Source organism: Paracoccus shanxieyensis (genome assembly GCF_009711265.1).
Taxonomy (GTDB): domain Bacteria; phylum Pseudomonadota; class Alphaproteobacteria; order Rhodobacterales; family Rhodobacteraceae; genus Paracoccus; species Paracoccus shanxieyensis.
The window spans coordinates 41,360-65,387 of the sequence record NZ_WMII01000018.1; the positions used below are offsets into that span (position 1 = coordinate 41,360).

Here is a 24,028-nt window from a genome sequence, read left to right on the forward strand (position 1 = left end):
ACGCTTGCACGATGGGCCAAGCGGCCTAAGATGGGACAGGCAGCCGCCGGAGATGCCAAGTGCCCGGCAACCATTCGTTTCTTTGGGAGGAGAACGATGGCCTTAGCCACATTGCAGATATCCGAACGCACCCCCTCGCCAAGGCTTTCGGCGGATCGCGTGCGCGAAATCCTGATCGTCGATGACCACCCGCTGATGTGCGACGCACTGGCGTTGACGCTGAAGATCAGCTTCGGGCTGAAAAATGTCCGCACCGCCCGCAGCCTTGCCGCCGCACAGGACCAGATCCGGGCGCAGGGCGCGCCGGATGCGGTGATCCTTGATCTGAACCTGCCCGATGCGCGGGGCGCCGAAGGGCTGGTGACGCTGCGCCGCCAGATCCCGGATGTGCCGATCACCATGATCTCGGCCGATCTGGAAAACGCCATGATCTCGGCCGCGATGGCTGCGGGCGCGCAGGGCTATATCAGCAAATCCCTTGGCCGCGAGGCGCTGGTCGAAAGCCTGCGCCGCATGTGGGAGGGCGAGCGGGTGACCCCCGACAGCTATCAGCCCGAACATGCCGGCGAAGAGGACGCGGCCCGCGCGGAACTGGCGCGGCGCTTTGCCAGCCTGACGCCGCAGCAGATGAAGATCCTGCGGCTGATCTGTCAGGGCAAGGCGAACAAGGAAATCAGCTATGAGCTGTCCATCGCCGAGGCCACGGTCAAGACCCATATCACCGCCATCATGTCCAAGATCAACGCGCGGCGCCGCACGCAGGCCGTGCTTCTGGCCAATAGCGTCAGGCTGTTCGAGCCGGCATGAAGCAGGTCCAGCCCGCGCCATGGCCGGGCGATCTGCGACAGGGCGCGGCCCGCACCGCGCCCGCAGCGCCTGCCTTCCTGTCGGTCCCGGCCGCCGCGCCCGATCTGGTGGCGCAGATCCTGTCGCGCATGGCGCCGCTGGATCCGGCGCTGGTGCTTTTGTTCGGAAGCCCCGCCAAGGGCATGGCGCAGGTGGGCGCGGAACTGCGTCACGCCCTGGGGGCGGGGTGCCGGGTGGTCGGCTGCGCCTCGGCCGGTGAGATCGGGCCGCAGGGCTATTGCAACGAAAGCGTCGTCGCGCTGGGTTTGCCCTCGGCCAGCTTCCGGGTCGGCATCTGCGTGCTGCGCGATCAGGCGCAGATCCCGGTTTCGGACTGGATGGCGACGCTGCGCCGCTTTCACGCCGATTTCGCGCCTGATCCGCGCCGCTCTGGCTTTGGCATCCTGCTGGCCGATGCGCTGGCCCGGCAAGAGGATGTGCTGGTCGCCACGCTGGATGCGGCCATGCCCGGCCTGCCCGTCGTCGGCGGCTCGGCGGCCGAGGGGATCGAGTTTCTGCCCACCTGCCAGATGGTCGATGGCCGCGCGCAGGTGGGGGCGGCGCTGTTTCTGATGGTGGAAACCGATCTTGCCGTGGCCGAAGTCAGCTTTGCGCATTTCCACCCGACCGACCGGCGGGCCGTGGTGACGGCGGCGGATGCGCATAACCGCGTCATCTGGGAACTGAACGCCGAACCCGCCGCGCAGGAATATGCCCGGCTGACCGGCATTCCGCTGGAGCAGTTGACCGCGACCGAGTTTGCCCGCCACCCGCTGCTGCTGCGCACCGGGCGGCGCCATCACGTCCGCGCCATCCGCGCCATGACGCCGGATGGCGGTCTGCAACTGCTGTCGGGGATCGAGGCCGGCAACATCCTGACGCTGGGCCGCGCCATCGACATGACGCGCGGCTTTGCCGATGCGATGGACGCGCTGCCGCGCGCGCCGCTGATGGTGCTGGGCTTCGACTGCATCCTGCGCCGCCTTGCGCTGGAGCGCGCGGGCATGACCGCGCAGATGTCGGCGCTGCTGGCGCGTTATCGCGTGGCGGGGTTCAACACCTTCGGCGAACAATGCAGCGGCATGCATGTGAACCAGACCTTTGTCGGCATGGCGCTGATGCCGCCCGAGGGGGCGTGATGTTTCTGCGCGACGACGATCCCGACACGCGGCGGGTGGAAAAGCTGACCCGGATTTCCGACGTGCTTGTCGCCCGCATCGACCGGCTTGAGGAATCGCGCGGCTCATCGTGGTCGATGTTTCAGGCCGCCATGGCCCTTGAACAAGAGGTGCAGGTCCGCACCCGCGAACTGGAACAGGCGCTGGCCGATCTGTCGGAACGAAACCGCGAACTGGCCGTGGCGCGCGCCTTGGCCGAAGAGGCCAACCGCTCCAAGACCCGCTTTCTGCGTGCGGCCAGCCATGACCTGCTGCAACCCCTGTCCGCCGCCAAGCTGTTTCTGTCGGCGCTGAAGGACACGCCGCTGGACGCGTTGCAGACCGAACTGGCCGACCGCCTGTCGGGCGCCTTTGAATCGGTCGAGGAGCTGATGCACGCGGTGCTGGACATCTCGCGCCTGGACAGCCAGCGGATCGAATTTCAGCGCAAACCCGTCGATCTGGGCGATCTGTTCCGCCGCCTTGCCATCGAATACGCCCCCATGGCCGAGGCGAAGGGGCTGAAGCTGGCCTTTGCGCCGACCAGTGCCATGGTGGAAAGCGACCCGACCTTTCTGCGGCGGATCGCGCAGAATCTGGTCTCGAACGCGATCAAATATACCGACCGCGGCGGCGTGCTGGTCGGCGTGCGCAAGCGCGGCGGGCGGGCATGGCTGGAGATCATGGATACCGGCATCGGCATCGCCGCCGCCGACCGCTCCCGCATCTTCGATGAGTTCCAGCGCATTGGGCGCGAAGGTGGCGCGCCGGGCATGGGGCTGGGGCTTTCCATCGTGCGCCGCGCCTGCGCCAAGCTGGGCCATCCCATCGCCATGGACAGCGAACCGGGCCGCGGCACGGTATTTCGCGTCAGCCTGCCCCTGATCGGGGCTCATGCCGAAATCGGGCGCATCGCCTTGCCGCAGGCCGGGCCGTCGCTGCGCGGGCGGGTGGCGCTGGTCGTGGAAAACGACACCGCCATGCGCCGCGCCTATCAGTTGATCCTGCGCGACCGGCTGGGCATGGTGGCGCGCGTCACCGCAGGCATCCCCGAGGCGCTGGCTCAGATGGGCGACGATCCCCCCGATGTCGTCATCGCCGATTACAATCTGGACAATGGCGATACCGGGCTTGAGGCGATCCGCGCCTTGCGCAAGGCGGCTGGAGAGGTAGTGCCTGCGATCATCGTCTCGGCCCGGCGCGACCCGGAAATCAGCCGCGCCAGTCTGGAACTGGGCGTGCCGGTGCTGGAAAAGCCGCTGCGCTTCGAGGATCTGCAGGCCATGCTGCATCACATACTGGTCTAAGACCAAAGCCGCATAAGACCGGGCGCGGGCTTTCGCGTCCCGCACCACGGGCGCAGGCTGCCCGAAGGGAGAATGACGATGAAGATTTTGCGTCCTATGGCCGTGATCGGGCTGCTGGCGCTGGCAGCCGCCGTGCCCGCCACCGCGCCCGGCCATGCGAATGAGGCAGGCGATCTGGTCTTTGCCGAACGCGGCCCATGGCAACTGGCGGACCCGCTGATCTGGTCGATCGACCAGACCGGCCCCGTGGTCGAAGGCTTCAAGCCGCTGGGGCAGGGCACGGTGACGCTGAGCGCCGCGACCGATCCGGCGGATGGAAAGCCGGTTCTGGAACTGGCCGAACAGACCACGCGGATCACCCGCAAGATCGGCCCCTTTCCGGTGACGGGCGGCGATCCGGTGCTGACGTTCTTCCTTGAGACGGTGGCGCGCGATATGGCGGCGCTGACCGGCGGCAGCCCGTTCTATATCCGCAACCGCCTGAAGGACGCGCTGTTCCGGGGCGGCGAGGTGCAGCAGGACGGCGCGGCCCGCGTCGCCGTTTTCATGCCGTTTCAGCAGGATCAGAACCGCGCCCGGATGCTGGGCTTCGAGACGCTGGAGCTGCGGTTCACGCTGGATGATCCGAAACAGCCGATCCGCCAGATGGCTGCGCGGACCGGGCCCTTGGCAGGCAATCAACCCGCCTATGAAAACCGGATGGTGCTGAAATGATCCGCAAGCTGACATGTGCCGCCGCCGTCGCTTTCTGGGCGGGCAGCGCGGGCGCGCAGGCGGTGAATGACTATCCAACCAATGCGCGGGCCGATTACGTCTTTGTCTGCATGGCGACGAACGGCCAGACCCGCGACATGCTGGACCGCTGTTCCTGCGCCATCGACCAGATCGCGGGCGTGCTGTCCTATGATGACTATGTGAAGGCCGAAACCGTGCTGTCGATGCGCCAGACACCCGGCGAGCGTGCGGGCATGTTCCGGCAGGGCACGGCGGTCAATGACATGGTTGCCAATTACCGCCGCGCCGAGGCCGAGGCCGAGATCCTGTGCTTCTAGGGCTGGACAAGCCGGGCTGCGCGCGCTTCCCTTTGCCGGATCAAACAAAAGGGGATTGCGCATGGATCTTGGCATCAGGGGAAAGCGCGGGCTGGTCTGCGCCGCGTCCAAGGGCTTGGGCCGCGGCTGCGCCGAAGCCTTGGCCGAGGCGGGCGTGGATCTGGTCATCAATGCCCGCAGCGCCGATGTGCTGCAGGCCACCGCCGATGAGATCGCGGCGAAATACGGCGTCAGCGTCACGCCCGTCGCCGCCGACATCGCCACCGAGGACGGCCGCGCCGCCGTGCTGGAGGCCCTGGGCGGGCAGGCCGATATTCTGGTGAACAATGCGGGCGGCCCGCCGCCCGGCAAGTGGACGGACTGGAGCCGGGACGATTTCATCAAGGCGCTGGACGCCAACATGCTGACCGCCGTGGCGCTGATGCAGGCGCTGGTGCCCGGCATGATGGACCGGGGCTGGGGCCGGGTGGTCAACATCACCTCGCAATCGGTCAAGACGCCCATCGCCATTCTTGGGCTGTCGAACACCGCTCGCACCGGACTGACCGGCTTTGTCGCGGGCATGTCGCGGCAGGTCGCGCCGCATGGCGTCGTCGTCAACAACCTGCTGCCCGGCATCCATGCCACCGACCGCGCCGTCAGCCTTGATACCGGCGTTTCCAAGGCCGAGGGCATCAGCATGGACGAGGCCCGCGCCAAGCGCGAGGCGACGATCCCCACCGGCACCTATGGCCTGCCCGAAGACTTTGGTGCGACCTGCGCGTTCATGTGCAGCCAGCACGCCCGCTTCATGGTCGGCCAGAACATCCTGCTGGACGGCGGCGTCTCGAACAGCACGATGTAATGGAATGGATGCGACATTCTTGCAGAATGGACTTGCCGGAATGTCGCCGCCTCTCTACGACGAAAGGTGGAAATCGGGAGACGCTGACGAAAGTCAGGGCCGAAGGAGCAACCGCCCCGGGAAACTCTCAGGCAAAACGAACCGTTTTCCATATGAAGGACTGGAGAGTGGCAGCGTGCTGCCCGCCGAAGGGATAACGATCTCAGGCGCCCCGCAGGGGTAAGGACAGAGGGGGCATCTGAAGCGGGCGGGCTTATTCCGTCTGTCAAACAGGGGATGCCCATGGCCGATCTGCGGCGAACCGCGCTTTATGACCTGAACCTGTCGCTGGGCGGCAAGATGGTCCCCTTTGCCGGCTGGGACATGCCGGTGCAATTCCCGATGGGCGTCATGGCCGAACATCTGCACACCCGCACTGCCGCCGGGCTGTTCGATGTCAGCCATATGGGACAGGTAATCCTGCGCGGCGACACTGCGGCGCAGGCGCTTGAGACGCTGGTTCCCGCAGATATCGTCGGGCTGGAGCCGGGTCGCCAGCGCTATGGGCTGTTCACCAATGATGCGGGCGGCATCCTTGACGATCTGATGATCGCCAATAAGGGCGATCACCTGCTGCTGGTCGTGAACGCCGCCTGCGCCGATGCCGACATCGCGCATCTGCGCCAGCTTGAGGCGCAGGGCATTCAGGTCCAGCCCGTGACCGACCGCGCGCTGTTGGCGCTGCAGGGCCCGAAGGCCGCGGCGGTGCTGGCCGCGCTGATCCCCGGTGTGGCCGTGATGCGGTTCATGGATGTGGCGGAATTCGACTGGCAGGGCGTGACGCTGTGGGTCAGCCGCTCGGGCTATACCGGCGAGGATGGGTTCGAGATCTCGGTTCCCTTGGCCGAGGCCGAGGCTTTGGCGCGTGCGCTGCTGGCATCGCCCGACGTGGCCCCGATCGGGCTTGGCGCGCGCGACAGCCTGAGGCTTGAGGCGGGGATGCCGCTTTACGGTCATGACATGGACGCCGAGACCCGCCCCGCCCAGGCGGCGCTTGGCTGGTCGGTTCCCAAGCTGCGCCGTCAGGGCGGCGCGCGTCAGGGCGGCTTTCCCGGTGCATCTGCCGTGCTGCCCGAACTGGCCCGGGGGCCCGCGCGCACCCGCCGCGGGCTGCGTCCCGAAGGCCGCGCCCCGATCCGCGAAGGCGTCGCGATCTTTGCCGCTGACGAAGGCGGTGCGCCCATCGGCAAGGTCTGTTCCGGCGGGTTCGGACCTTCGGTCGGTGGCCCCATCGCCATGGCCGTCCTGCCCGCCGATCTTTCCGACGGGGCGACCGTCTGGGCAGAGTTGCGCGGCAAGCGCGTCGCCGTGACGCTGACGCCGCTTCCCTTCCACAAACCAAGCTACAAGCGCTGAGAGGCAAGGCATGTTGAAATATACTCCGGATCATGAATGGCTGCGTCAGGACGGCGACGAGATCGTCGTCGGCATCACCGCACATGCCAGCGAACAGCTGGGCGATGTGGTCTTTGTCGAATTGCCCGAGGTCGGGCGCGAGGTCGACACGGGCGAGGAGATCGTGGTGATCGAATCCGTCAAGGCGGCCTCGGATATCGTGGCGCCTTTGGCGGGGGTCATCACCGCCGTCAACGATGCGCTGCCCGATACGCCCGGTCTGGTGAATGACGATCCGCTGACGGCGTGGTTCTTTCGCATCAAGCCCAGCAATCCCGATCTGTCGGGGTTTCTGGACGAAGACGCCTATCAGCAGCTGATCGGCTGATCCCGGCGGCAGCGCCGCATGGGTATTTGAAAAACAAGGAAGCCTTTGGAGTTCGCGCTTCGGAGGCGCGCTTCTGGATTGTTTGAGGGCATGGCCATGACGAAATGGACGCCGACCGACTATAACCCCGACGATTTCGCCAACCGGCGGCATATCGGCCCGTCCCCTGCGGAAATGGCCGAGATGCTGCGTGTGGTCGGCGCGGAGAGTCTGGATGATCTGATCGGCCAGACCGTGCCGTCGGGCATCCGGCAGGAACGCGCGCTGGACTGGCCCGCGCTGTCCGAGGCGGCGCTGCTGGGCCGGATGCGCGAGGTTGCCGCGCGCAACCGCGTGATGACCAGCCTGATCGGGCAGGGCTATTACGGCACGGTGACCCCACCCGCCATTCAGCGCAACATTCTGGAAAACCCCGCCTGGTATACGGCCTATACCCCCTATCAGCCCGAGATCGCACAGGGTCGTCTGGAGGCCTTGCTGAATTACCAGACCATGGTGGCCGATCTGACCGGCTTGCCGGTTGCCAATGCCAGCCTGCTGGATGAGGCGACGGCGGCGGCCGAGGCGATGGCCATGGCGCAGCGTCTGGCCAAGTCGAAGGCGCGGGCATTCTTTGTCAGCGATGATCTGCATCCGCAGACCGTTTCGGTGATCGAGACCCGCGCGGCGCCTCTGGGCATCCAGATCGTGCGTGGTGAGCTGGATCCGGCGGCGGTGTTCGGCGCGATCTTCCAGTATCCCGGCACGCATGGCCATGTCCGCGATCTGAGCGGGGATTGCGCCGCGCTGCATGATGCGGGCGCGATTGCGGTTGTTGCGACCGATCTGCTGGCGCTGTGCGTGTTGAAAGAGCCGGGCGCGATGGGGGCCGATATTGCCGTGGGCAGCGCGCAGCGGTTCGGTGTGCCGATGGGCTATGGCGGGCCGCATGCCGGGTTCATGGCGTGTCGCGATGACATGAAGCGCGCCATGCCGGGGCGCATCGTCGGCGTCAGCATCGATGCCAAGGGCAACAAGGCTTACCGCCTGTCGCTGCAGACCCGCGAGCAGCATATCCGGCGTGAGAAGGCCACCTCGAACGTCTGCACGGCGCAGGCGCTTCTGGCGGTGATGGCGTCGTTCTATGCGGTGTTTCACGGGCCTATCGGTCTGCGCGCGATTGCGCAGCGCGTGCATCTGAACGCGGTGACGCTGGCCGATGCCCTGCGCGCGGCGGGCGCCGAGGTCGAGCCGCAGGCGTTTTTCGACACGATCACCGTCCGCGTCGGTGTTGGTCAGCAGGGCATCATGGCCGCCGCCCGGCATCGCGGCATCAACCTGCGCCGGGTCGGCCGCGACCGCGTGGGCATCAGCCTTGATGAGACGACCGATGCCGGGGTCATCGCCCGCGTGCTGGATGCGTTCGGGATTACCGATGCGGCGATGCCCGCGCTTGCCCCCGCGATCCCCGAGGCGCTGATCCGCGACAGCGATTATCTGACCCATCCGGTCTTTCACATGAACCGGGCCGAATCCGAGATGATGCGCTATATGCGCCGCCTGTCGGACCGCGATCTGGCGCTGGATCGGGCGATGATCCCGCTGGGATCGTGCACGATGAAGCTGAACGCCGCCGCCGAGATGATGCCGATCACCTGGCCCGAATTCGGCGCGCTGCACCCCTTTGCCCCCGAGGATCAGGCGGCGGGCTATCACGAGGTCTTTGCCGATCTGACGGAAAAGCTGTGCGCGATCACCGGCTATGATGCGTTCTCGCTGCAACCGAACAGCGGCGCGCAGGGGGAATATGCCGGGCTTTTGACGATTGCCGCCTATCACCGGTCGCGCGGCGAGGATCGCGACATCTGCCTGATCCCGGTTTCGGCGCATGGCACAAACCCCGCGACGGCGCAGATGTGCGGCATGAAGGTCGTGGTGGTCAAATCCGCGCCGAATGGCGACATCGATCTTGAGGATTTTGCCGACAAGGCCGCGAAGGCGGGGGAGAAGCTGGCGGCTGTGATGATCACCTATCCCAGCACGCATGGCGTCTTTGAAGATACCGTGCGCGAGGTCTGCGACATCACGCATCGCCATGGCGGGCAGGTCTATATCGACGGGGCCAACATGAATGCCATGGTCGGTCTGGTCCAGCCCGGCGCCATCGGCGGCGATGTCAGCCACCTGAACCTGCACAAGACCTTTGCCATTCCGCATGGCGGCGGCGGTCCCGGCATGGGGCCGATCGGGGTCAAGGCGCATCTGGCGCCCTTCCTGCCGGCCGATCCGCGCGAGGCGGCGGGTGCGGTGTCGGCCGCGCCGTGGGGCTCGGCCTCGATCCTCCTGATTTCCTGGGCCTATATCCTGATGATGGGCGGTGCGGGGCTGACGCAGGCGACGCGGGTGGCGATCCTGAACGCCAATTACATCGCCAGCCGTCTGGCCGGGGCCTATCCGGTGCTGTTCATGGGCAACCGGGGCCGTGTGGCGCATGAATGCATTCTGGACACGCGTCCCTTTCAGGCGCATGGCGTCACCGTGGACGACATCGCCAAGCGGCTGATCGACAACGGCTTTCACGCCCCGACCATGAGCTTTCCGGTCGCCGGCACCCTGATGGTCGAGCCGACCGAATCCGAGACCAAGGCCGAGATCGACCGCCTGATCACGGCCTTCCTGTCGATCCGCGACGAGATCACCGATATTGCCGAGGGCCGCATTTCGCATGAGGCATCGCCTTTGCGTCATGCCCCCCACACGGTCGAGGATCTGGTGGCGGACTGGAGCCGCGAATATTCGCGCGAACAGGGCTGTTTCCCGGCGGGCGCGTTCCGGGTGGACAAATACTGGCCTCCGGTCGGGCGGGTGGACAACGTCTTTGGCGACCGCAACCTGATCTGCACCTGCCCGCCGCTGGAAAGTTACGCAGAAGCTGCCGAGTGACTGCCATGGGGCCGCCGGATCGGGCGGCCCTTTTTGATTTTTCATGCGGATTTCATGAAACTGTCGGTTATTGCGAAACTGCTCAAGCCAATCTGACGTTGTCGTGATGCGTGCCGTCACCGTAGCCTTGGCCATGGCAGCACGACCCAATCGCGAAACAGATGGTATGACATCATGGCAAGAAGCTTAACAGGCGTGGCGCCGCCGCGCGCTCAGGAAGAACTGGTGGCCAATATCATGGCCGTTCCGGCTGTCATCGGGCTGATCGCGGCTGCGGTCGAGTTCTTCCTGCGCGCATCGGGTGTGGCATGGACAAGCGGGGCGGGATTGCAGCTGTTCGGGACCGTGGCGCTGACCGGCGCGGCGCTGCTGGTGGGGCGGCTGTCGGGCGGGGCGCTGCGCACCACCTTCACGCTGCTGATCCTGCTGGGCGCGGCGCTGACGGCGCTGGCGGCGTTCTTTCTGGAAAGCACGTTCGTGCTGATCGCCATGCTGGCCCTGCTGGTCTGCTGGCTGCTGTTCGTCCTGATCGCGAGGTGATGGCAATGCGTATTCTGGCAACCGCGCTGGCTTTGCTGGCAACCACCCCCGCCCTTGCGCAGCAGGCCGAATGGACCGGCTTTCACGGCGACAAGATGGCGCAGAAATATTCGCACTCGACCCAGATCACGCCGGAAAACGTGGGTCAGTTGGAAAAGGTCTGGGAGTTGCATACCGGCGATGTATCGAACGGGAAGGGCGACATTCCCGGCACGGTCTGGTCCGCCACGCCCATCGTCGCCAATGATACGGTCTATATCGGCACGCCGTTCTATCGCGTCATCGCGCTCGAGCCGGATACCGGCCGCGTCAAATGGACCTATGATCCGCAGACCTTGCTGAAGGCGCTGACCCAGCCCGAGCTGAAGAACCGCGGCGTGACCTATTGGGCGGCCAGCGACGGCTCGACCGGGACATGTTCCAAGCGGATCTATCTGGGCACGATGACCGGCCAGATCCACGCGCTGGATGCCGATACCGGCGAGCTGTGTCAGGATTTCGGCGAAGGCGGCATTCTGGACGTGAACCAGTGGAACCGTCCCGATGCGAATTTCCCGCTGTCGCAATTGCAGCCGCCGACCGTCTATAAGGACACGCTGCTGCTGGGCTGGGCGGGCAAGGACTGGGTGGACAGCAAGAACCCCTTGGGCTCGGTCCATGCCGTCGATGCCCGCACGGGCGAGCTGAAATGGAAGTTCTATTCCATCCCCGACGACTATCCCGGCAAGACCGGCGCGGCGAATGTCTGGACCGCCATGTCGGTGGATGAGGCGAATGGGCTGGTCTATCTGCCCGTGTCGTCGCCCAGCCCGGATTTCTATGGCGGCGACCGCAAGGAAACCATCCCCTATGCCACCTCGGTCACCGCGCTGAACGGCGATACCGGCGAGGTCGTCTGGTCACGGCAACTGGTCTATCACGACATCTGGGATTACGACATCAATGCCGCGCCGACGCTGATCGACATTCCCAAGGATGGCGGCACGGTCCCGGCCTTGGTGCAGACCACCAAGATGGGCATGTATTTCGTGCTGAACCGTCTGACCGGTGAGCCGATCTTCCCCATCGAGGATCGTCCCGTCCCGCAATCGGATGTCGAGGGCGAGGCTTCCAGCCCCGTCCAGCCCTTCCCGACCTTACCGAAAGCCGCCACCACCGACGAATGGAGCGGCGTCTTCAAGCTGGCCGATGTGGCATCCTTTGGCTGGTGTTCGCGCAAGGCGGCCGAGCTGCGCAGCGAAGGCCGCTACACGCCGCCCTCACTGCAAGGCTCGCTGGCTTTCCCGGCCACCGCGGGCGGGCATCAATGGGGCGGCGGCGCGGTCGATCCTGAAAGCGGCATCTTCTACATCAACAACTCGAACGTGGTGCAGATCTATCAGCTGATCGAACGGGCCGAGTATGACAAGCTGGCCTCGGGCGGGTCCGAGGCCGAAGGCGGGCTGTTTCCGATGAACGGCGCGCCCTATGGGTTCAGGCTGACCAACTTCCTGAACCCGCTGGGCATGCCCTGCTGGAAGCCGCCCTTCGGTCAGATGTCGGCCATCGACCTGAAAACCGGCGAGACGCTGTGGCAAGAGCCCTTTGGCCAGGTGCAACAATGGGGCTTTTACATGCCCGAAAGCTGGGGCTCGCCCACCATCGGCGGGCCGGTGGTGACGAAAACCGGGCTGATCTTCATCGGCGGTTCCATGGACGCACGCGTCCGGGCGTTGGACGCCAAGACCGGCGCTGTGCTGTGGAAGGCGCAGGTCGATGCGCCCGCCGTTTCGATCCCGGCGGTGTTCGATTACAAGGGCCGCGAATATGTGCTGTTCACCGCGGGCGGCAATTCGATCATCAAGCCGCAGGTCGGCGATCAACTGGTGGCCTTCGCACTGCCCGAGTGACCCTTGGCCGCGCGGGGATCTTGACAATCCCCGCGCGCGCGTCCAGTTAACGGCCCAAGTGGGGCCGTAGCTCAGTTGGTAGAGCGCGTCGTTCGCAATGACGAGGTCAGGGGTTCGATTCCCCTCGGCTCCACCATATCTCCTTCTGTACAAAACGTGCGAAGTTGAAGCGGTTGTTCCGCTGGTGTTTCCCACATATCGCGACCACAGATCCGCGGAACCTCCCCAATCCGGTTTGACCGTTCTACCTGCTTGCCAACAAGCAAACCCGTTCAGCGGGATGCCCGGCCCGCCGCCGGGATCAGGCCATGCCTCAGGCGGCCAGCGGCATGCGCCGCTCGATCAGCCGGGCATAGATCGAGGCGCCGACCGGCAGAATGCCGGTGTCCAGCACGAAGCCCGGATTGTGCAGCTGAACCGTGCCCGCGTGGTGGACATAGCCATAGGCGCCGGGGATCAGCTGCAGCATGTCGGCGAAATCTTCGGACCCCATCTGCGGGACGGTCTCGATCTGGACCGCATCAAGGCCCAGAATGTCGCCCGCCGCAGCCGCCCATTCGTCAGACAGCGCCGGGTCGTTTTCCAGAACCTCGAAGATCTCGCGGAAGGTGATCTCGACCTCGACGCCGTAGCCTAGGGCGAAGCCCGCGCAGATCTCGCGCATGCGGCGCTGCATCAGATCGCGGATCTGAGGTTTGAAGAAGCGCAGGGTTCCGGCCAGCGTGGCAGTGCCCGGCACAACATTATAGGCGCTGCCCGAATGGATCTGGGTCACCGACAGGACGCCGGTTTCCGTGGCCGACAGATTGCGCCCAAGGATGGTCTGGAACTGGCCGACCAGCGCCGAGGCCACCACCAACGGATCGGCGGCGTGATGCGGGGTCGCGCCATGGCTGCCGCGGCCCGTGACGGCAATGTCGAAGAACGAGGCCCCGGCCATTGCCGCGCCCTTGCACAGCGTCGCGCGGCCGGGCTGGCCGCTGGGCAGGTTGTGCATGCCGTAAACCTCATCCGCCGGAAACCGCTCGAACAGCTTCTCGGCGATCATGGCGCGGGCGCCGCCCAGACCCTCTTCGGCGGGCTGGAATATCAGGACGGCGGTGCCGTCGAACTGCCGCGTCGCGGCAAGATAGCGGGCGGCGCCCAGCAGCATGGTCGTATGCCCGTCATGGCCGCAGGCATGCATCTTGCCCGCGCTTTGCGAGGCATAGGCAAGGTCCGTCGTCTCATGGATCGGCAGCGCGTCCATGTCGGCGCGCAGGCCGATCCGGCGATTGCCGCCGCCCTGACCGCGCAGGATGCCGACGACGCCGGTGACGCCGATGCCTTCATGCACCTCGTCAAAGCCCCAGTCGCGCAGCTTTGCGGCAACGATGCCTGCGGTGCGGCTTTCCTGAAAACCGATTTCCGGGTGCGTGTGCAGGTCGCGGAAGATCGCCTCGAGTTCCGGGGCGGCGGCTTCGATCTGGGGCAATATCGGCACGGGGTCTTCCTGTCTGTTGGGGCGTGATAAGCCAGGCCGCCCTGCGGCGTGCCGGCCGGGGCGGTCATTCCACCTTGGGGGGCGGTTGCCTGGCAATCCAGTCCATCAGCCGCGCGCCTTCGGTCGCGTCATGTTCCCATGCGGCCTTGGCTGCGGCCTCGCCATCACGGGCGCGGATGGCGCCGATCAGCGGCATATGCTGGGCGATGATGTCGTCGGGGCCGGTGGCGACATGGGTGTTCGATGTGGCGATGAACAGCCGCACCTGCTGTTCCACCAGCCGGTATTGCGCGGCCAGTCTGCGATGCCCGGAACAATCGACGATGGCGCGATGCATCGCGAAATCGGCCTTGGACATCTCATGGACCACGCCGCGTTCGCAGGCCCCAAGGAACGCGTCGAATGCCGCGTCAAGCTGGGCGCGGATTTCGGGCTGGGTCCGTTCCGCCGCCAAGCGCGAGGCAAGGCTTTCAAGACTGCCGCGCAGGGTCCAGATTTCCCAGACATCGGCGGCGCTGAGCGAGGCGACATGCCAGCCGGTATAGGGCGTCTGCACGACGATGCCCTCGGCGGCCAGCCGGTGCAGCCCCATGCGCAGGGTTGACCGCGCCACGCCCAGCTGATCGGCCAACGCAATTTCGGTCAGCCGCCCGCCGGGCGCGATCTCACCCGACAGGATGAAGTCGCGGAGATTGTCGGTCACCAGCGTCTCGGTCGACTGGCGGCTGATCGGGCGGAGCTTATCAAGCGACATGGGTATCCTCCGCGCCGGCCCTTGGCTCAGGGCTCGGCAATGGTGACGGCGGGCCCGCGCGCCTCGATGGCTTCGGCGGCCGCCAGAGCCACATCCTCGCGGAAACGCGGCGCGACGATCTGGATGCCGACGGGTTCCGCCTTGGCCGTCTGGCCCGTGGCAAGGGTCAGCGCGGGCATCCCGGCGACGGCAAGGCCGACCATGAGATGCTGCAATTCCCAGACGCGCTGGTAATCTTCGGGGCTGCGCAGGTCAAGATTGTCGGCAAAGGGCAAGGCCGCGGACGGCGGCAGCAGCGTGACCGGATAGACCGCGCTGAATTCGGCCCATTTCCGCGCGATCCCGATGCGCTGTGTCAGCGCGGCGGAAAAATCGGGCATGGCGATGCTGTCGGCCAGCGCCTTCTGGCTGGCCAGCGCCGCCAGCGCACCGGGATCGCCCTCGGCCTCCGCGGCGGCGACCATGCCCGCATAGCCATCGCCCAGCCACAGCGTCAGCTGGATGCGCGAGGCTTCGGCGATGGGCGGCACCGTGTCCACCTGATCGACCTGCCAGCCTGCATCGCGCAGCTTTTCGGCGGCGTCCAGCAGTTCAGCCACCAGCTCGGGCGCGGTCTGGGATCCATCGGGATGCAGGCATAGCGCGGCGCGCAGGGGCAGGTCCGGGCCGTGGAAGGGCACGGGGACCGACCACGGATCGCGGGGATCGGCCTTGGCCATCGCCTGAAACCCCAGCCGCAGATCGGCGATGGACCGGGCCAGCGGTCCCGAGGTCGACATGATCTGCCCGCCGATGGTGCGGTCCGCGCCCGAAGCATTGTGCACCGCGATCCGTCCGATGGTGGGGCGCAGCCCGTGGATGCCGCAGGCATAGGCCGGGTAGCGCACCGATCCGGCGATATCGGTGCCATGCCCGATCGCGCCGATCCCCGCCGCGGTCGCGGCCCCCGCCCCGCCGGATGACCCGCCGGGGGTCAGCGCGCGGTTGCGGGGGTTATAGGTATGGCCGTGCAGCAGGTTGTTGGTGAACCAGCGATAGCTGAACGCAGGCGTATTCGTCCGCCCCAGTAACACGGCCCCCGCCCCCAGCAGGTTCGCCACGACCGGATTGTGGCTGGGGGCGATCAGGTCTTTCTGCGCCTTGATGCCGTTCGTCGTGGCCCAGCCCTTCTGATCGACATTGACCTTGATCGTGATCGGCACGCCTGCCAGCGGGCCGGGATCGCCGCCTGCGGCAAGCACCGCATCGACCGCCTGCGCGGTTTGCAGCGTTTCCTCGGGGCGGTAATCCACCACCGCGTTGATCTTGGGGTTCACCGCCTCAAGCCGCGCAAGGGCCGAGGTGGCGACCTCGACGGCGCTGACATCGCCCGCGCGGACCATGGCGGCGATGCGGGTGGCGGGCAGGGACCACAGGTCGGTCATCGGCTTAGTCCTTTTGATAGCTGGCGGGGATCGCCATCAGGTCGTCACCTTCGGCCACGGCTTCGGCCCAGGGGTGCCACGGTTCGGCCATGCCCTCAGTGATGCCGCCCGCGCGGCGGGTCGCGCCCAGCGTGGTGAAGTTGTTCGGATGCATCATCCGTTCGGTAAGCACGGTCGGAAACTCGGCCGCCAGCGCATCAAGGACCGGCTGGCCCAGCCGCATATCCGCGACGATCAGCGGCGGGGCGGACAGGTCATAGCGCGGCGCTGCGATGGCCTCTTGCAGCGTCATGCCGTAATCGGCCAGATGGATCAGCGCCTGATAGACCGCAGGCAGGATCTTGCGGCCCCCCGACCCGCCAAGGGCGGTCACCGATCCGTCCAGGCCGGACATCATCATCGGGCTGTAATTGGCCAGGGCCTTGCGGTCCGGTCCGATGGCATTGATCCGGCCGGGGCGGGGATCGAACCAGTTCACGCCGTTGTTCAGCAAGATCCCCGTCGAGGGCGACAGCACGCGCGAGCCGAACAGCGACAGCAGCGTCTGGGTCAGCGAGACCGACATGCCATCGCGGTCGGTGACGCTCAGATGCGTGGTGCAACTGGGCAGCGTGCGTTCGGCCCGGTCTCCCAGCTTGGCAAAGCGGTGTTCCCATGCGCGGGCAAGCGCCTTGGCGCTGGCGACCACCTCCGCGGGCGAAGGCAGCGGGCCGCTGGGTTTCGGGGTCTGCGCAAGGTTGCGCAGCGCCAGCGCGACCGTCACGCCGCCGTTCAGTTCGGGCAGCAGGTGCAAGGTATGATCGCGATAGGGTTCGGATGCGGCCTCGGTCACCACGGCGTCGAACCCCGACAGATCGTCGGTCGACAGGTATCCGCCAAGCGACTGGATGTCGGCGGCCAGCTTTTCGGCGATCTGGCCCTGATACAGCGCGCCGGGGCCTTCGGCGGCAATGCGGCGCAGCGTGGCGGCCAGTGCGGGGTTCGCCATCCGCACGACCTTCGCGCCCACGGCGGCGGGGGCCGACAGCGGCAGACCGCCGGGCAGGAACATGGCCGCCGTGGCTTCGTTGCGGATCAGCCGGGCCATGTCCTGCGCGATCCACGCGGTTGTCGCGGTATCGACGATGGGGCCGTCTTCGGCCAGCCGGATGGCCGGTGCCACCAGATCGGCCCAAGGCAGGCGGCCAAAGCGCGCATGCGCCGCCTCCAGCCCGCGCAGCAGGCCGGGAATGCAGACCGACTTCGCGCCGATCACGTTGCGATCCTCCAGCACCGAGGGCCAGCCGAACAGATCGCCATCCGCCCCGCCGGTCAGCGGGAAATCCGCCGGATCAAGCGTGGCGGGCGAACGCGCGCCCGCGTCGATGGCCGTGACCGGGCCGCCATCGGGTTTGACCAGCATCGCACCGACGCCGCCGATGCCGCTCATCCACGGTTCCAGCACGCCAAGCGCGAAAGAGGTGGCGATGGCGGCATCGACCGCCGAGCCGCCCTGGGCCAGAACCGCCGCACCGATCTGCGCGGCCTGCCGGTTCTGGGCGGTGACGACACCGCCTGTGCTGCGGGTCGCGGGTTTCGACAGGCTAATCGCGCGCGAGAGGTTCGGGGAACGGATGTCGGTGACGGTCATTTCAGGTCTTCTCAGATCAGGTCAGGTCAGCGCGGCGGCGCGGGTGAAGGCGGGGCCGCCGGGCATCAGGCGCAGGCCCTCGGGCAGGTGGTGCCAGTCCCAGTCCATCGCCCGCATCCGCATCGCGCCGGGGGCGATGGCGGTCAGCAGCTTGCCGGCAATCGGCTGGAAGGCCGCGCGGAAATGCACGGCGCTTTTCACCACAAGGATGGGACAGGTCGCAGGCTCGATCCCCAGAAACCGGAACATCTCAAGATCCGCCATCTGCGCGCGGTTGGTGACGACGGCCACGCGGGTGCCCCCGATGCGCAGGCAGGCCGAGGGACCAAGATCCATCGCCAGCGTGCCATAATATGGCCCCGAGGTGGTCAATCTGCCGTCCGACAGCTTTTCCACCACCGCTGTCACGGTAAAGGGCCGGTCGTCGGGCAGCCCGGCATTGCCCCCCAGCGCCAGTGTCAGCGTGGCGCCTGTGCCCGCCGCATGCGCCTTGGCGGCGGCGGCCGGGTCATGGAACAGACCCAGCGCCGCGTCCGGAACATCTGCCGCGACCAGCGCGCGCAGAATGCCGGTCGTGTCGGAACTGCCGCCCGCGCCGGGATTGTCCTGCGGATCGGCAAGGATCACCGGCTGCACGCCCTGTTCGTTCAGGGCCAGCGCCTCGGCCACGGCCTCGGCCGGGTCGTAAAGGCGACCGTTGAAATCCGCCTCGGCCGCCAGCAGCGCCGCGTTCATCGCATCGGCTGCGGCTGTCGCCACCTCGGGCGTCGGGGCATGGGCCCAGACCATCGCGCCGCAATCGGGGATGTCGGCCGCCGGAAAGCCCATCGCGAATGAAAGCGTCGCGCCGGTCGCCTGCTCGATCGCTTCAAGCCGGGCGTAAAGGCCGCGCGCCGGTTCGTCATGGGTCGATTGCCAGCAGATCGGCGTCAGATAGGGGCTGCGATGCGCCACGGTCGCGAAAGGCCCGCCCTGCGCGATGCGCGCCGCCAGCACGTCATATGCGCGCCGCCCCGTGGCGGCCATGTCGGTATGCGGATAGGTGCGAAAGGCCACGGTCGCATCGGCCAGATCCAGCATCCGGGCCGAGACATTGGCATGCAGATTCAGACTGACGACGATCGGCAGATCCGGGCCGGTGACGGCGCGGACCCGCGCCAGCAGCTCGCCCTCGCCGCAGGGCTGGTGCTCGGCCACCATGGCGCCGTGCAGGTCCAGATAGATCGCATCGGCGGGCAGCGCGTCGCGGATGCCCTGAACGATTTCGTCGGCGATCTTTTCATAGGTGGATCTGACCACAAACCCCGAAGGGCAGGCAGCGCACCACAGGATCGGCAGGATCGTGTCGCCTGCGGCCTGCGCTGCGGCGATAAAACCGGCGGCGGGCAGGTTGGCGGCGGGGTGCAGCGCGTCAAACATCGCAGCCCCCCGCGTCAGGGGCGGAAAGCCGCCGCCATGGGCAAAGGCCGCATCATCGGCGCGGCTGTCGGCGAAGGTGTTGGTTTCATGCTGGAAACCGGCAACGATGATCCGCATCTCAGCTGACTTTCACGGCAGGTCGGAAGTTCTGGAAATCCCAATCGGGCGCCGGGGCCGCGTCGATCAGCGCGCGGGTATAGGCATGGGCCGGATGGGCCAGCACGTCTTTTGCCGCGCCCTGTTCGACGATGCGCCCGCGCTGCATCACGACGACCGTGTTGCAGATCTGGGCGGCGACGCGCAGGTCATGGGTGATGAACAGGATGGCGATGCCGGTGCGGTCGCGGATATCCTCGAACAGCCGCAGCACCTGCGCCTGCACGGTCACATCCAGCGCCGAGACGGCCTCATCCGCGATCAGCAGATCCGGCTCCATCACCACCGCGCGCGCAATGGCCAGACGCTGGCGCTGACCGCCGGAAAACTGGTGCGGATAGCGGCTCATGACAGCGGCGGGCAGGTTCACCAGTTCCAGCGTTTCGCCCACCTTCCGGCGCGCCTCGGCCTCGGGCATGCCGTAATTGACCAGCCCCTCCATCAGCGACTGGCCGATGGTGCGGCGCGGGTTCAATGAGCGATAGGGGTCCTGAAAGATATACTGGACCTGCTTGCGCACCGTTTTCAGGTTGCGGGCCGAGGCGATGTCGGTGCCATTGACGATCACCGCGCCATCGGTCGGGTCGGTCAGGCGCATGACGCAGCGGGCGACGGTGGATTTGCCCGAGCCGCTTTCGCCGATGATCCCGGTGATCTCGCCCTTGCGCACGGTGAAGCCGATGCCTTGCGCCGCCATGACCGAAGGGTCGCTGAACATGCTTTTCTTGCCGTAACGCTTGTCCAGCCCGACCACTTCCAGCACCTTCGGCCCGGTGTCGACCGGATCGCGGCGGGGGATCAGACTGGGGACCGAGGCGACCAGCATCCGCGTATAGTCCTGCTGCGGATTGGTCAGGATCGCGTCGCGACTGCCGGTTTCGACCAGATCGCCGCGGTTCATCACCACGATCCGGTCGGCGATTTCCGACACCACGCCGAAATCATGGGTGACGAAGATGACGGCGGTCTTTTCCTGCTCTTGCAGTTCCTTGATCAGATGCAGGATCTGCTTTTGCGTGGTCACGTCCAGCGCCGTCGTCGGCTCATCCGCCAGCAGAAGCCGGGGCCGCAGGATCAGCGCCATGGCGATGACGATGCGCTGGCGCTGGCCGCCCGACAACTCATGCGGATAGCTGCGATAGATGCGGTCCACATCCGGCATATGCACACGTTCCAGCATGGTCAGGACGCGCTTTTTACGCTCGGCCGGGGGCAGCTTGGTGTGCAGCCGCAGCACCTCGTCGATCTGGTCGCCGACGGTGCGCACCGGGTTCAGTGCCGTCATCGGTTCCTGAAACACCATCGCCACCCGCGCGGCGCGCAATTCGCGCATCCGCGCCGGCGAGGCGGTCAGGATATCTTCGCCATCCAGCAGGATTCTGCCGGCGGTGACGCGCAGCGCGTCCTTGGGCAGCAGGCCCATGATCGCCATCGAGGTGACGGATTTGCCGGACCCGGATTCGCCCACGATGCAGACGGTCTCACCCTCGGCCACGGTAAAGCCGATGTTGCGCACGATGGGTTTCGCGCCGCTGGGGATGGTATCGACGCTGACGCCTTCGACGGAGAGGACGGTTTTGGGGTCGGTCATCGCGCGCTCCTTACAGTCGTTTCGCCATGCGCGGGTCCAGCCGGTCGCGCAGCACGTCGCCCAGCAGGTTCACGCTCAGCACAGTCAGCGACACCATCAGGCCGGGATAAAGGATCAGTTCGGGCTTCAGCAGAAAGAACTGCCGGCCATCCGCCATCATGTTGCCCCAGGACGGCGTTTCGGGCGGAACCCCGGCGCCAAGGAAGCTGAGGATCGATTCCGTCATGATGGCCGAGGCAAAGATATAGGTGCCCTGCACGATCAGCGGCGCCACGGTATTGGGCAAGAGATGCCGCCAGATCATCGGCCATGTCCCGGTGCCAAGGACGGATGCGGCCTCGACATAGGCCTCATTGCGCACGCCCATGATGACCGAGCGGACCATGCGGGCGACGCGCGGGATCTCGGGGATGGCGATGGCCACCAGCACCGTGGTCAGCGTCGCGCCCGACACGGCCACCAGCGTGATCGCCAGCAGGATGCCGGGGATCGCCATCAGCCCGTCCATGAAGCGCATCAGGATGATGTCGGCCCAGGTGAAATAGCCCGTCAGCACGCCGAAGAACACGCCCAGCACGATCGCCAGCAGCGCCGTGCCCGCCCCCACGGCAAGCGAGATGCGCGCGCCATAGACGACGCGGGAATACAGGTCGCGGCCAAAGCTGTCGGTGCCAAGCCAGTGATCCGCGCTGATCCCCTGCAGACGCTTTGACGGGTCAAGCTGGATCGGATCGACTGTGCCCAGCAGCGGCGCCAGCAGCGCCATCAGGATCATCAACCCCAGCACCAGCGCGGAGATCCGGGCGGGCCAGGTGGACAGAAGGCCGCCGATCATGGCCAGCACGCCACCGGGACGCTTCGCGCCCTCAAGTTCCGGCAGGGTTAGATCGGCCGGTGTGGCCTGAGTGGGTCCGGGGTCCGTGGACATGGCGGGCTCCGTTTTCGTGGGTCCGTGTATGGGCCTGCCCCCGCGCATGGGGGCAGGGATCGGATCAATAGCGGATGCGCGGATCGAACAGGCCGTAAAGCAGATCCACGGTCAGGTTGATGAAGACATAGATCGTCGAAAACAGCAGGATCACCGCCTGAATGACCGTGTAATCGCGGGCCAGCACCGCCTCCAGCATCAGGCGGCCAAGGCCGGGGATGTTGAAGACGCTTTCGGTCACGACCACGCCCGAGATCAGCATGGTGATCGACACGCCGATGATCGTGACGATCGGAACCGCCGCGTTGCGCAGGGCATGTTCGGTCATCACCCCGCGTTCGGTCTGACCCTTGGCGCGGGCGGTGCGGATGTAGTCCTCGCCCATCACCTCGATCACGTTCGTGCGCACGATCCGCGCGATCAGCGCGATATAGGGAAAGCTCAGCGCCACCGATGGCAGGACCAGCCGCGAGGCGAATTCCCACAGGCCCGACGAGATCGGCTTGTAGCCCTGCACCGGGAACCAGCCCAGCGTGCGGGCAAAGATCAGGATCATCACATAGCCGATGATGAAGACCGGGACCGAAAAGCCCAGAACCGAACCCGCCATGATGGTCCGGTCCAGCCATTTTCCCTGTTGCCACGCCGCGATCACGCCCAGCGGCAGCGCCACGGTCACGGCGATGACGATGGTGACAAGGCTCAGCGCGATGGTCGGGCCGAAGCGGTCCCCGATCAGTTCCGTGACCGGCTTGCCGGAAATCAGCGACACGCCGAAATCGCCGCGCGCGACTTCGCCCAGCCACAGGAACAACTGCTGAAGCAGGGGCTCGTTCAGCCCCATGCTGTCGCGCAGCTGTTCCAGTTGTTCGCCCGTGGCATTGGGGCCCGCGATCATCGCCGCCGGGTCGCCGGGCGACAGCCGCAGCACCAGAAAGACGATGACCGCGACCATCAGCAGGACCGGGATGGCCGAGGCGATGCGTTTGGCGACAAAGCCCAGCATGGGCTTATTCCGCCTTCTGCATGTTCCAGAACACCGGTGCTTCGGCATCCATCTGCCCGGTGACCGTCGCCAGATGCGTGGTCACGTTGCGGAATTCGCCCATCGGGATCATCACGCCATTGTCGATGACCAGCTTGTTGATCTCGATGCCGATGGCCTTTTGTTCCTCGGGGTCGGCGGTCTGGGCGATCTTCTTGCGCAGAGCCTCGATCTCGGGCACGTCCGGCCAGCCGAACCATGCGGTCTCGCCGCCCGCTGCCGCGCCGATGAAGCCGATGGCATCGCCCACGTCAGGCAGCACGTTGGTGGTCGAGAACATGTTCCAGCCGCCCTCGGCCACCGGAGCCTTCGAGGCGCGGCGCGCCACGACGCTGGCCCAGTCCATCGACACCATCTCGACCTTGAAACCCGCATCGCGCAATTGCTGGGCGATGACCGGGCCCATCGGCGCCAGCGTCACGTTGTCGGTGGCATGCATCAGCAGGACCGGCGTGCCGTCATAGCCCGCCTCGTCCAGCAGGGCCTTGGCCTTGTCGGGATGCGGGTTGACGATGTCGTCGGACCGGTAATCGGTGACATAGGCGCTGGGGCAGCCATAGACCGCCGGGCAGGTCGAGCCGTAATCCGACCCCGCACCGACCTGCGCATCCAGCATCGCCTGCTGACCCAGCGCCAGAATCGCGGCCTGACGGATCTTGGGATTGTCGAAGGGCGGTTGCAGGTGGTTCATCCGCACAAGGTTCTGGCTGCCCTGTTTGGCGAAACTTGCGACCTTGATGTCGGGATTGCCCTCGGCCAGCGGCAGCAGGTCATGCGGCGTCTGTTCAAAGAAATCGATCTCTCCCGACATCAGCGCGGTCATCGCCGTCATCGCATCGGGCATCGAGGTCCAGACGACCTTGTCGAAATTGACGACCTTGCCGCCCGCCAGACCATCGGCCGGTTCTTCGCGCGGGATGTAATCGGCGAATTTCTCGAAGGTGGCACCGACGCCGGGCTGGAACTCCTCGGGGATCAGCCGGAACGGGCCAGAGCCGATGGTCGAGGTGATGGGCGTGCTGACCGGCGATGCGGCGACCGCTGCGGGCAGGATGAAGGGCGCAAGACCCGAGGGCTTGGACAGCGCCAGCAGTGCGATGCTGGTCGGTTCGTTGAAGCTCATGGTGAAGCTTTTGGCGTCCACCTCGCTCATAGATGTTATCTGGACTGGCAAGCGTTTTCTTGGCGCGTAGGGTAGCGATAGTCCATAGGAGGGGCCCCGCCGTCCGCACTGCGCGGATCAAAGCGCTGGCGGTGCGGACGGCGGGGAGGTCCCTGT

Annotated in this window: 20 protein-coding genes, 1 tRNA gene and 1 riboswitch; of the genes, 12 read left to right on the forward strand and 9 right to left on the reverse strand. The window is 66.3% G+C overall.

The window, feature by feature from the left end:
• The first annotated feature begins 96 nt into the window (after window positions 1-96).
• From GL284_RS16670 to GL284_RS16725, 12 genes are all read left to right on the forward strand, one after another.
• Window positions 97-807, forward strand: a complete 711-nt coding sequence (locus GL284_RS16670; RefSeq protein WP_155045781.1) for a response regulator transcription factor — start codon at window positions 97-99, stop codon at window positions 805-807.
• Window positions 804-1,985: an FIST N-terminal domain-containing protein gene (locus GL284_RS16675; protein ID WP_155045782.1), complete on the forward strand. Its 1,182-nt coding sequence runs from the start codon at window positions 804-806 to the stop codon at window positions 1,983-1,985. The genes GL284_RS16670 and GL284_RS16675 overlap by 4 nt, the downstream gene beginning before the upstream one ends.
• Entirely contained in the window at window positions 1,985-3,310 is a 1,326-nt protein-coding gene (locus GL284_RS16680) for an ATP-binding response regulator (RefSeq protein WP_155045783.1), read from the forward strand. The genes GL284_RS16675 and GL284_RS16680 overlap by 1 nt, the downstream gene beginning before the upstream one ends.
• A gap of 78 nt (window positions 3,311-3,388) precedes the next feature.
• On the forward strand, window positions 3,389-4,024 hold the full coding sequence (locus GL284_RS16685; RefSeq protein ID WP_155045784.1) for a hypothetical protein: 636 nt from the start codon (window positions 3,389-3,391) through the stop codon (window positions 4,022-4,024).
• Window positions 4,021-4,362 (forward strand): hypothetical protein, encoded by a 342-nt coding sequence (locus GL284_RS16690; protein ID WP_155045785.1) that lies wholly within the window; start codon window positions 4,021-4,023, stop codon window positions 4,360-4,362. Before GL284_RS16685 ends, GL284_RS16690 begins: the two co-directional genes overlap by 4 nt.
• A 61-nt stretch (window positions 4,363-4,423) precedes the next feature.
• Complete coding sequence (locus tag GL284_RS16695) at window positions 4,424-5,206, forward strand: SDR family oxidoreductase (RefSeq protein WP_155045786.1); 783 nt, start codon at window positions 4,424-4,426, stop codon at window positions 5,204-5,206.
• A gap of 64 nt (window positions 5,207-5,270) precedes the next feature.
• A riboswitch (glycine riboswitch) is annotated at window positions 5,271-5,360 on the forward strand.
• A gap of 128 nt (window positions 5,361-5,488) precedes the next feature.
• Entirely contained in the window at window positions 5,489-6,601 is a 1,113-nt protein-coding gene (gene gcvT, locus GL284_RS16700) for a glycine cleavage system aminomethyltransferase GcvT (protein WP_155045787.1), read from the forward strand.
• Between the two features lie 10 nt (window positions 6,602-6,611).
• Window positions 6,612-6,968, forward strand: coding sequence for a glycine cleavage system protein GcvH (gene gcvH, locus GL284_RS16705; protein WP_155045788.1), 357 nt, complete (start codon window positions 6,612-6,614; stop codon window positions 6,966-6,968).
• A gap of 96 nt (window positions 6,969-7,064) precedes the next feature.
• On the forward strand, window positions 7,065-9,890 hold the full coding sequence (gene gcvP, locus GL284_RS16710) for an aminomethyl-transferring glycine dehydrogenase (protein WP_155045789.1): 2,826 nt from the start codon (window positions 7,065-7,067) through the stop codon (window positions 9,888-9,890).
• A 174-nt stretch (window positions 9,891-10,064) separates the two neighbouring features.
• Window positions 10,065-10,430, forward strand: coding sequence for a hypothetical protein (locus tag GL284_RS16715; protein ID WP_155045790.1), 366 nt, complete (start codon window positions 10,065-10,067; stop codon window positions 10,428-10,430).
• A 5-nt stretch (window positions 10,431-10,435) separates the two neighbouring features.
• Entirely contained in the window at window positions 10,436-12,319 is a 1,884-nt protein-coding gene (locus GL284_RS16720) for a pyrroloquinoline quinone-dependent dehydrogenase (RefSeq protein WP_230383134.1), read from the forward strand.
• A 60-nt stretch (window positions 12,320-12,379) separates the two neighbouring features.
• Window positions 12,380-12,455: transfer RNA gene (locus tag GL284_RS16725), tRNA-Ala, on the forward strand.
• 177 nt (window positions 12,456-12,632) lie between these two features.
• Here GL284_RS16725 and GL284_RS16730 read toward each other — a convergent pair.
• The 9 genes from GL284_RS16730 to GL284_RS16770 all read right to left on the reverse strand — a co-directional run bounded on the left by GL284_RS16730 (window position 12,633) and on the right by GL284_RS16770 (window position 23,923).
• Window positions 12,633-13,802, reverse strand: coding sequence for a M20 aminoacylase family protein (locus GL284_RS16730; protein WP_341870495.1), 1,170 nt, complete (start codon window positions 13,800-13,802; stop codon window positions 12,633-12,635).
• A 64-nt stretch (window positions 13,803-13,866) separates the two neighbouring features.
• On the reverse strand, window positions 13,867-14,556 hold the full coding sequence (locus GL284_RS16735; protein WP_155045793.1) for a GntR family transcriptional regulator: 690 nt from the start codon (window positions 14,554-14,556) through the stop codon (window positions 13,867-13,869).
• 26 nt (window positions 14,557-14,582) lie between these two features.
• Window positions 14,583-15,980, reverse strand: coding sequence for an amidase family protein (locus GL284_RS16740; RefSeq protein ID WP_155045794.1), 1,398 nt, complete (start codon window positions 15,978-15,980; stop codon window positions 14,583-14,585).
• A 4-nt stretch (window positions 15,981-15,984) separates the two neighbouring features.
• Window positions 15,985-17,610: a gamma-glutamyltransferase family protein gene (locus GL284_RS16745; RefSeq protein WP_155045795.1), complete on the reverse strand. Its 1,626-nt coding sequence runs from the start codon at window positions 17,608-17,610 to the stop codon at window positions 15,985-15,987.
• 21 nt (window positions 17,611-17,631) lie between these two features.
• Window positions 17,632-19,146, reverse strand: coding sequence for a M81 family metallopeptidase (locus tag GL284_RS16750; RefSeq protein WP_155045796.1), 1,515 nt, complete (start codon window positions 19,144-19,146; stop codon window positions 17,632-17,634).
• A gap of 1 nt (window position 19,147) precedes the next feature.
• Window positions 19,148-20,776 carry a dipeptide ABC transporter ATP-binding protein gene (locus tag GL284_RS16755; protein ID WP_155045797.1) on the reverse strand — a complete coding sequence of 543 codons (1,629 nt, stop codon included), beginning with the start codon at window positions 20,774-20,776 and terminating at the stop codon, window positions 19,148-19,150.
• A gap of 10 nt (window positions 20,777-20,786) precedes the next feature.
• On the reverse strand, window positions 20,787-21,704 hold the full coding sequence (locus tag GL284_RS16760; RefSeq protein WP_230383133.1) for an ABC transporter permease: 918 nt from the start codon (window positions 21,702-21,704) through the stop codon (window positions 20,787-20,789).
• Window positions 21,705-21,768: 64 nt separating this feature from the next.
• Entirely contained in the window at window positions 21,769-22,710 is a 942-nt protein-coding gene (locus GL284_RS16765; protein ID WP_155045798.1) for an ABC transporter permease, read from the reverse strand.
• Window positions 22,711-22,714: 4 nt separating this feature from the next.
• Window positions 22,715-23,923 (reverse strand): ABC transporter substrate-binding protein, encoded by a 1,209-nt coding sequence (locus GL284_RS16770; RefSeq protein ID WP_155045799.1) that lies wholly within the window; start codon window positions 23,921-23,923, stop codon window positions 22,715-22,717.
• Between the last annotated feature and the right edge of the window lie 105 nt (window positions 23,924-24,028).

Coding starts and splice junctions, on each gene's coding strand:
- GL284_RS16670 (WP_155045781.1), top strand. CDS start 97: ATGGCCTTAGCCACATTGCAGATATCCGAACGCACCCCCTCGCCAAGG.
- GL284_RS16675 (WP_155045782.1), top strand. CDS start 804: ATGAAGCAGGTCCAGCCCGCGCCATGGCCGGGCGATCTGCGACAGGGC.
- GL284_RS16680 (WP_155045783.1), top strand. CDS start 1,985: ATGTTTCTGCGCGACGACGATCCCGACACGCGGCGGGTGGAAAAGCTG.
- GL284_RS16685 (WP_155045784.1), top strand. CDS start 3,389: ATGAAGATTTTGCGTCCTATGGCCGTGATCGGGCTGCTGGCGCTGGCA.
- GL284_RS16690 (WP_155045785.1), top strand. CDS start 4,021: ATGATCCGCAAGCTGACATGTGCCGCCGCCGTCGCTTTCTGGGCGGGC.
- GL284_RS16695 (WP_155045786.1), top strand. CDS start 4,424: ATGGATCTTGGCATCAGGGGAAAGCGCGGGCTGGTCTGCGCCGCGTCC.
- gcvT (WP_155045787.1), top strand. CDS start 5,489: ATGGCCGATCTGCGGCGAACCGCGCTTTATGACCTGAACCTGTCGCTG.
- gcvH (WP_155045788.1), top strand. CDS start 6,612: ATGTTGAAATATACTCCGGATCATGAATGGCTGCGTCAGGACGGCGAC.
- gcvP (WP_155045789.1), top strand. CDS start 7,065: ATGACGAAATGGACGCCGACCGACTATAACCCCGACGATTTCGCCAAC.
- GL284_RS16715 (WP_155045790.1), top strand. CDS start 10,065: ATGGCAAGAAGCTTAACAGGCGTGGCGCCGCCGCGCGCTCAGGAAGAA.
- GL284_RS16720 (WP_230383134.1), top strand. CDS start 10,436: ATGCGTATTCTGGCAACCGCGCTGGCTTTGCTGGCAACCACCCCCGCC.
- GL284_RS16735 (WP_155045793.1), bottom strand. CDS start 14,556: ATGTCGCTTGATAAGCTCCGCCCGATCAGCCGCCAGTCGACCGAGACG.
- GL284_RS16740 (WP_155045794.1), bottom strand. CDS start 15,980: ATGACCGACCTGTGGTCCCTGCCCGCCACCCGCATCGCCGCCATGGTC.
- GL284_RS16745 (WP_155045795.1), bottom strand. CDS start 17,610: ATGACCGTCACCGACATCCGTTCCCCGAACCTCTCGCGCGCGATTAGC.
- GL284_RS16750 (WP_155045796.1), bottom strand. CDS start 19,146: ATGCGGATCATCGTTGCCGGTTTCCAGCATGAAACCAACACCTTCGCC.
- GL284_RS16755 (WP_155045797.1), bottom strand. CDS start 20,776: ATGACCGACCCCAAAACCGTCCTCTCCGTCGAAGGCGTCAGCGTCGAT.
- GL284_RS16760 (WP_230383133.1), bottom strand. CDS start 21,704: ATGTCCACGGACCCCGGACCCACTCAGGCCACACCGGCCGATCTAACC.
- GL284_RS16765 (WP_155045798.1), bottom strand. CDS start 22,710: ATGCTGGGCTTTGTCGCCAAACGCATCGCCTCGGCCATCCCGGTCCTG.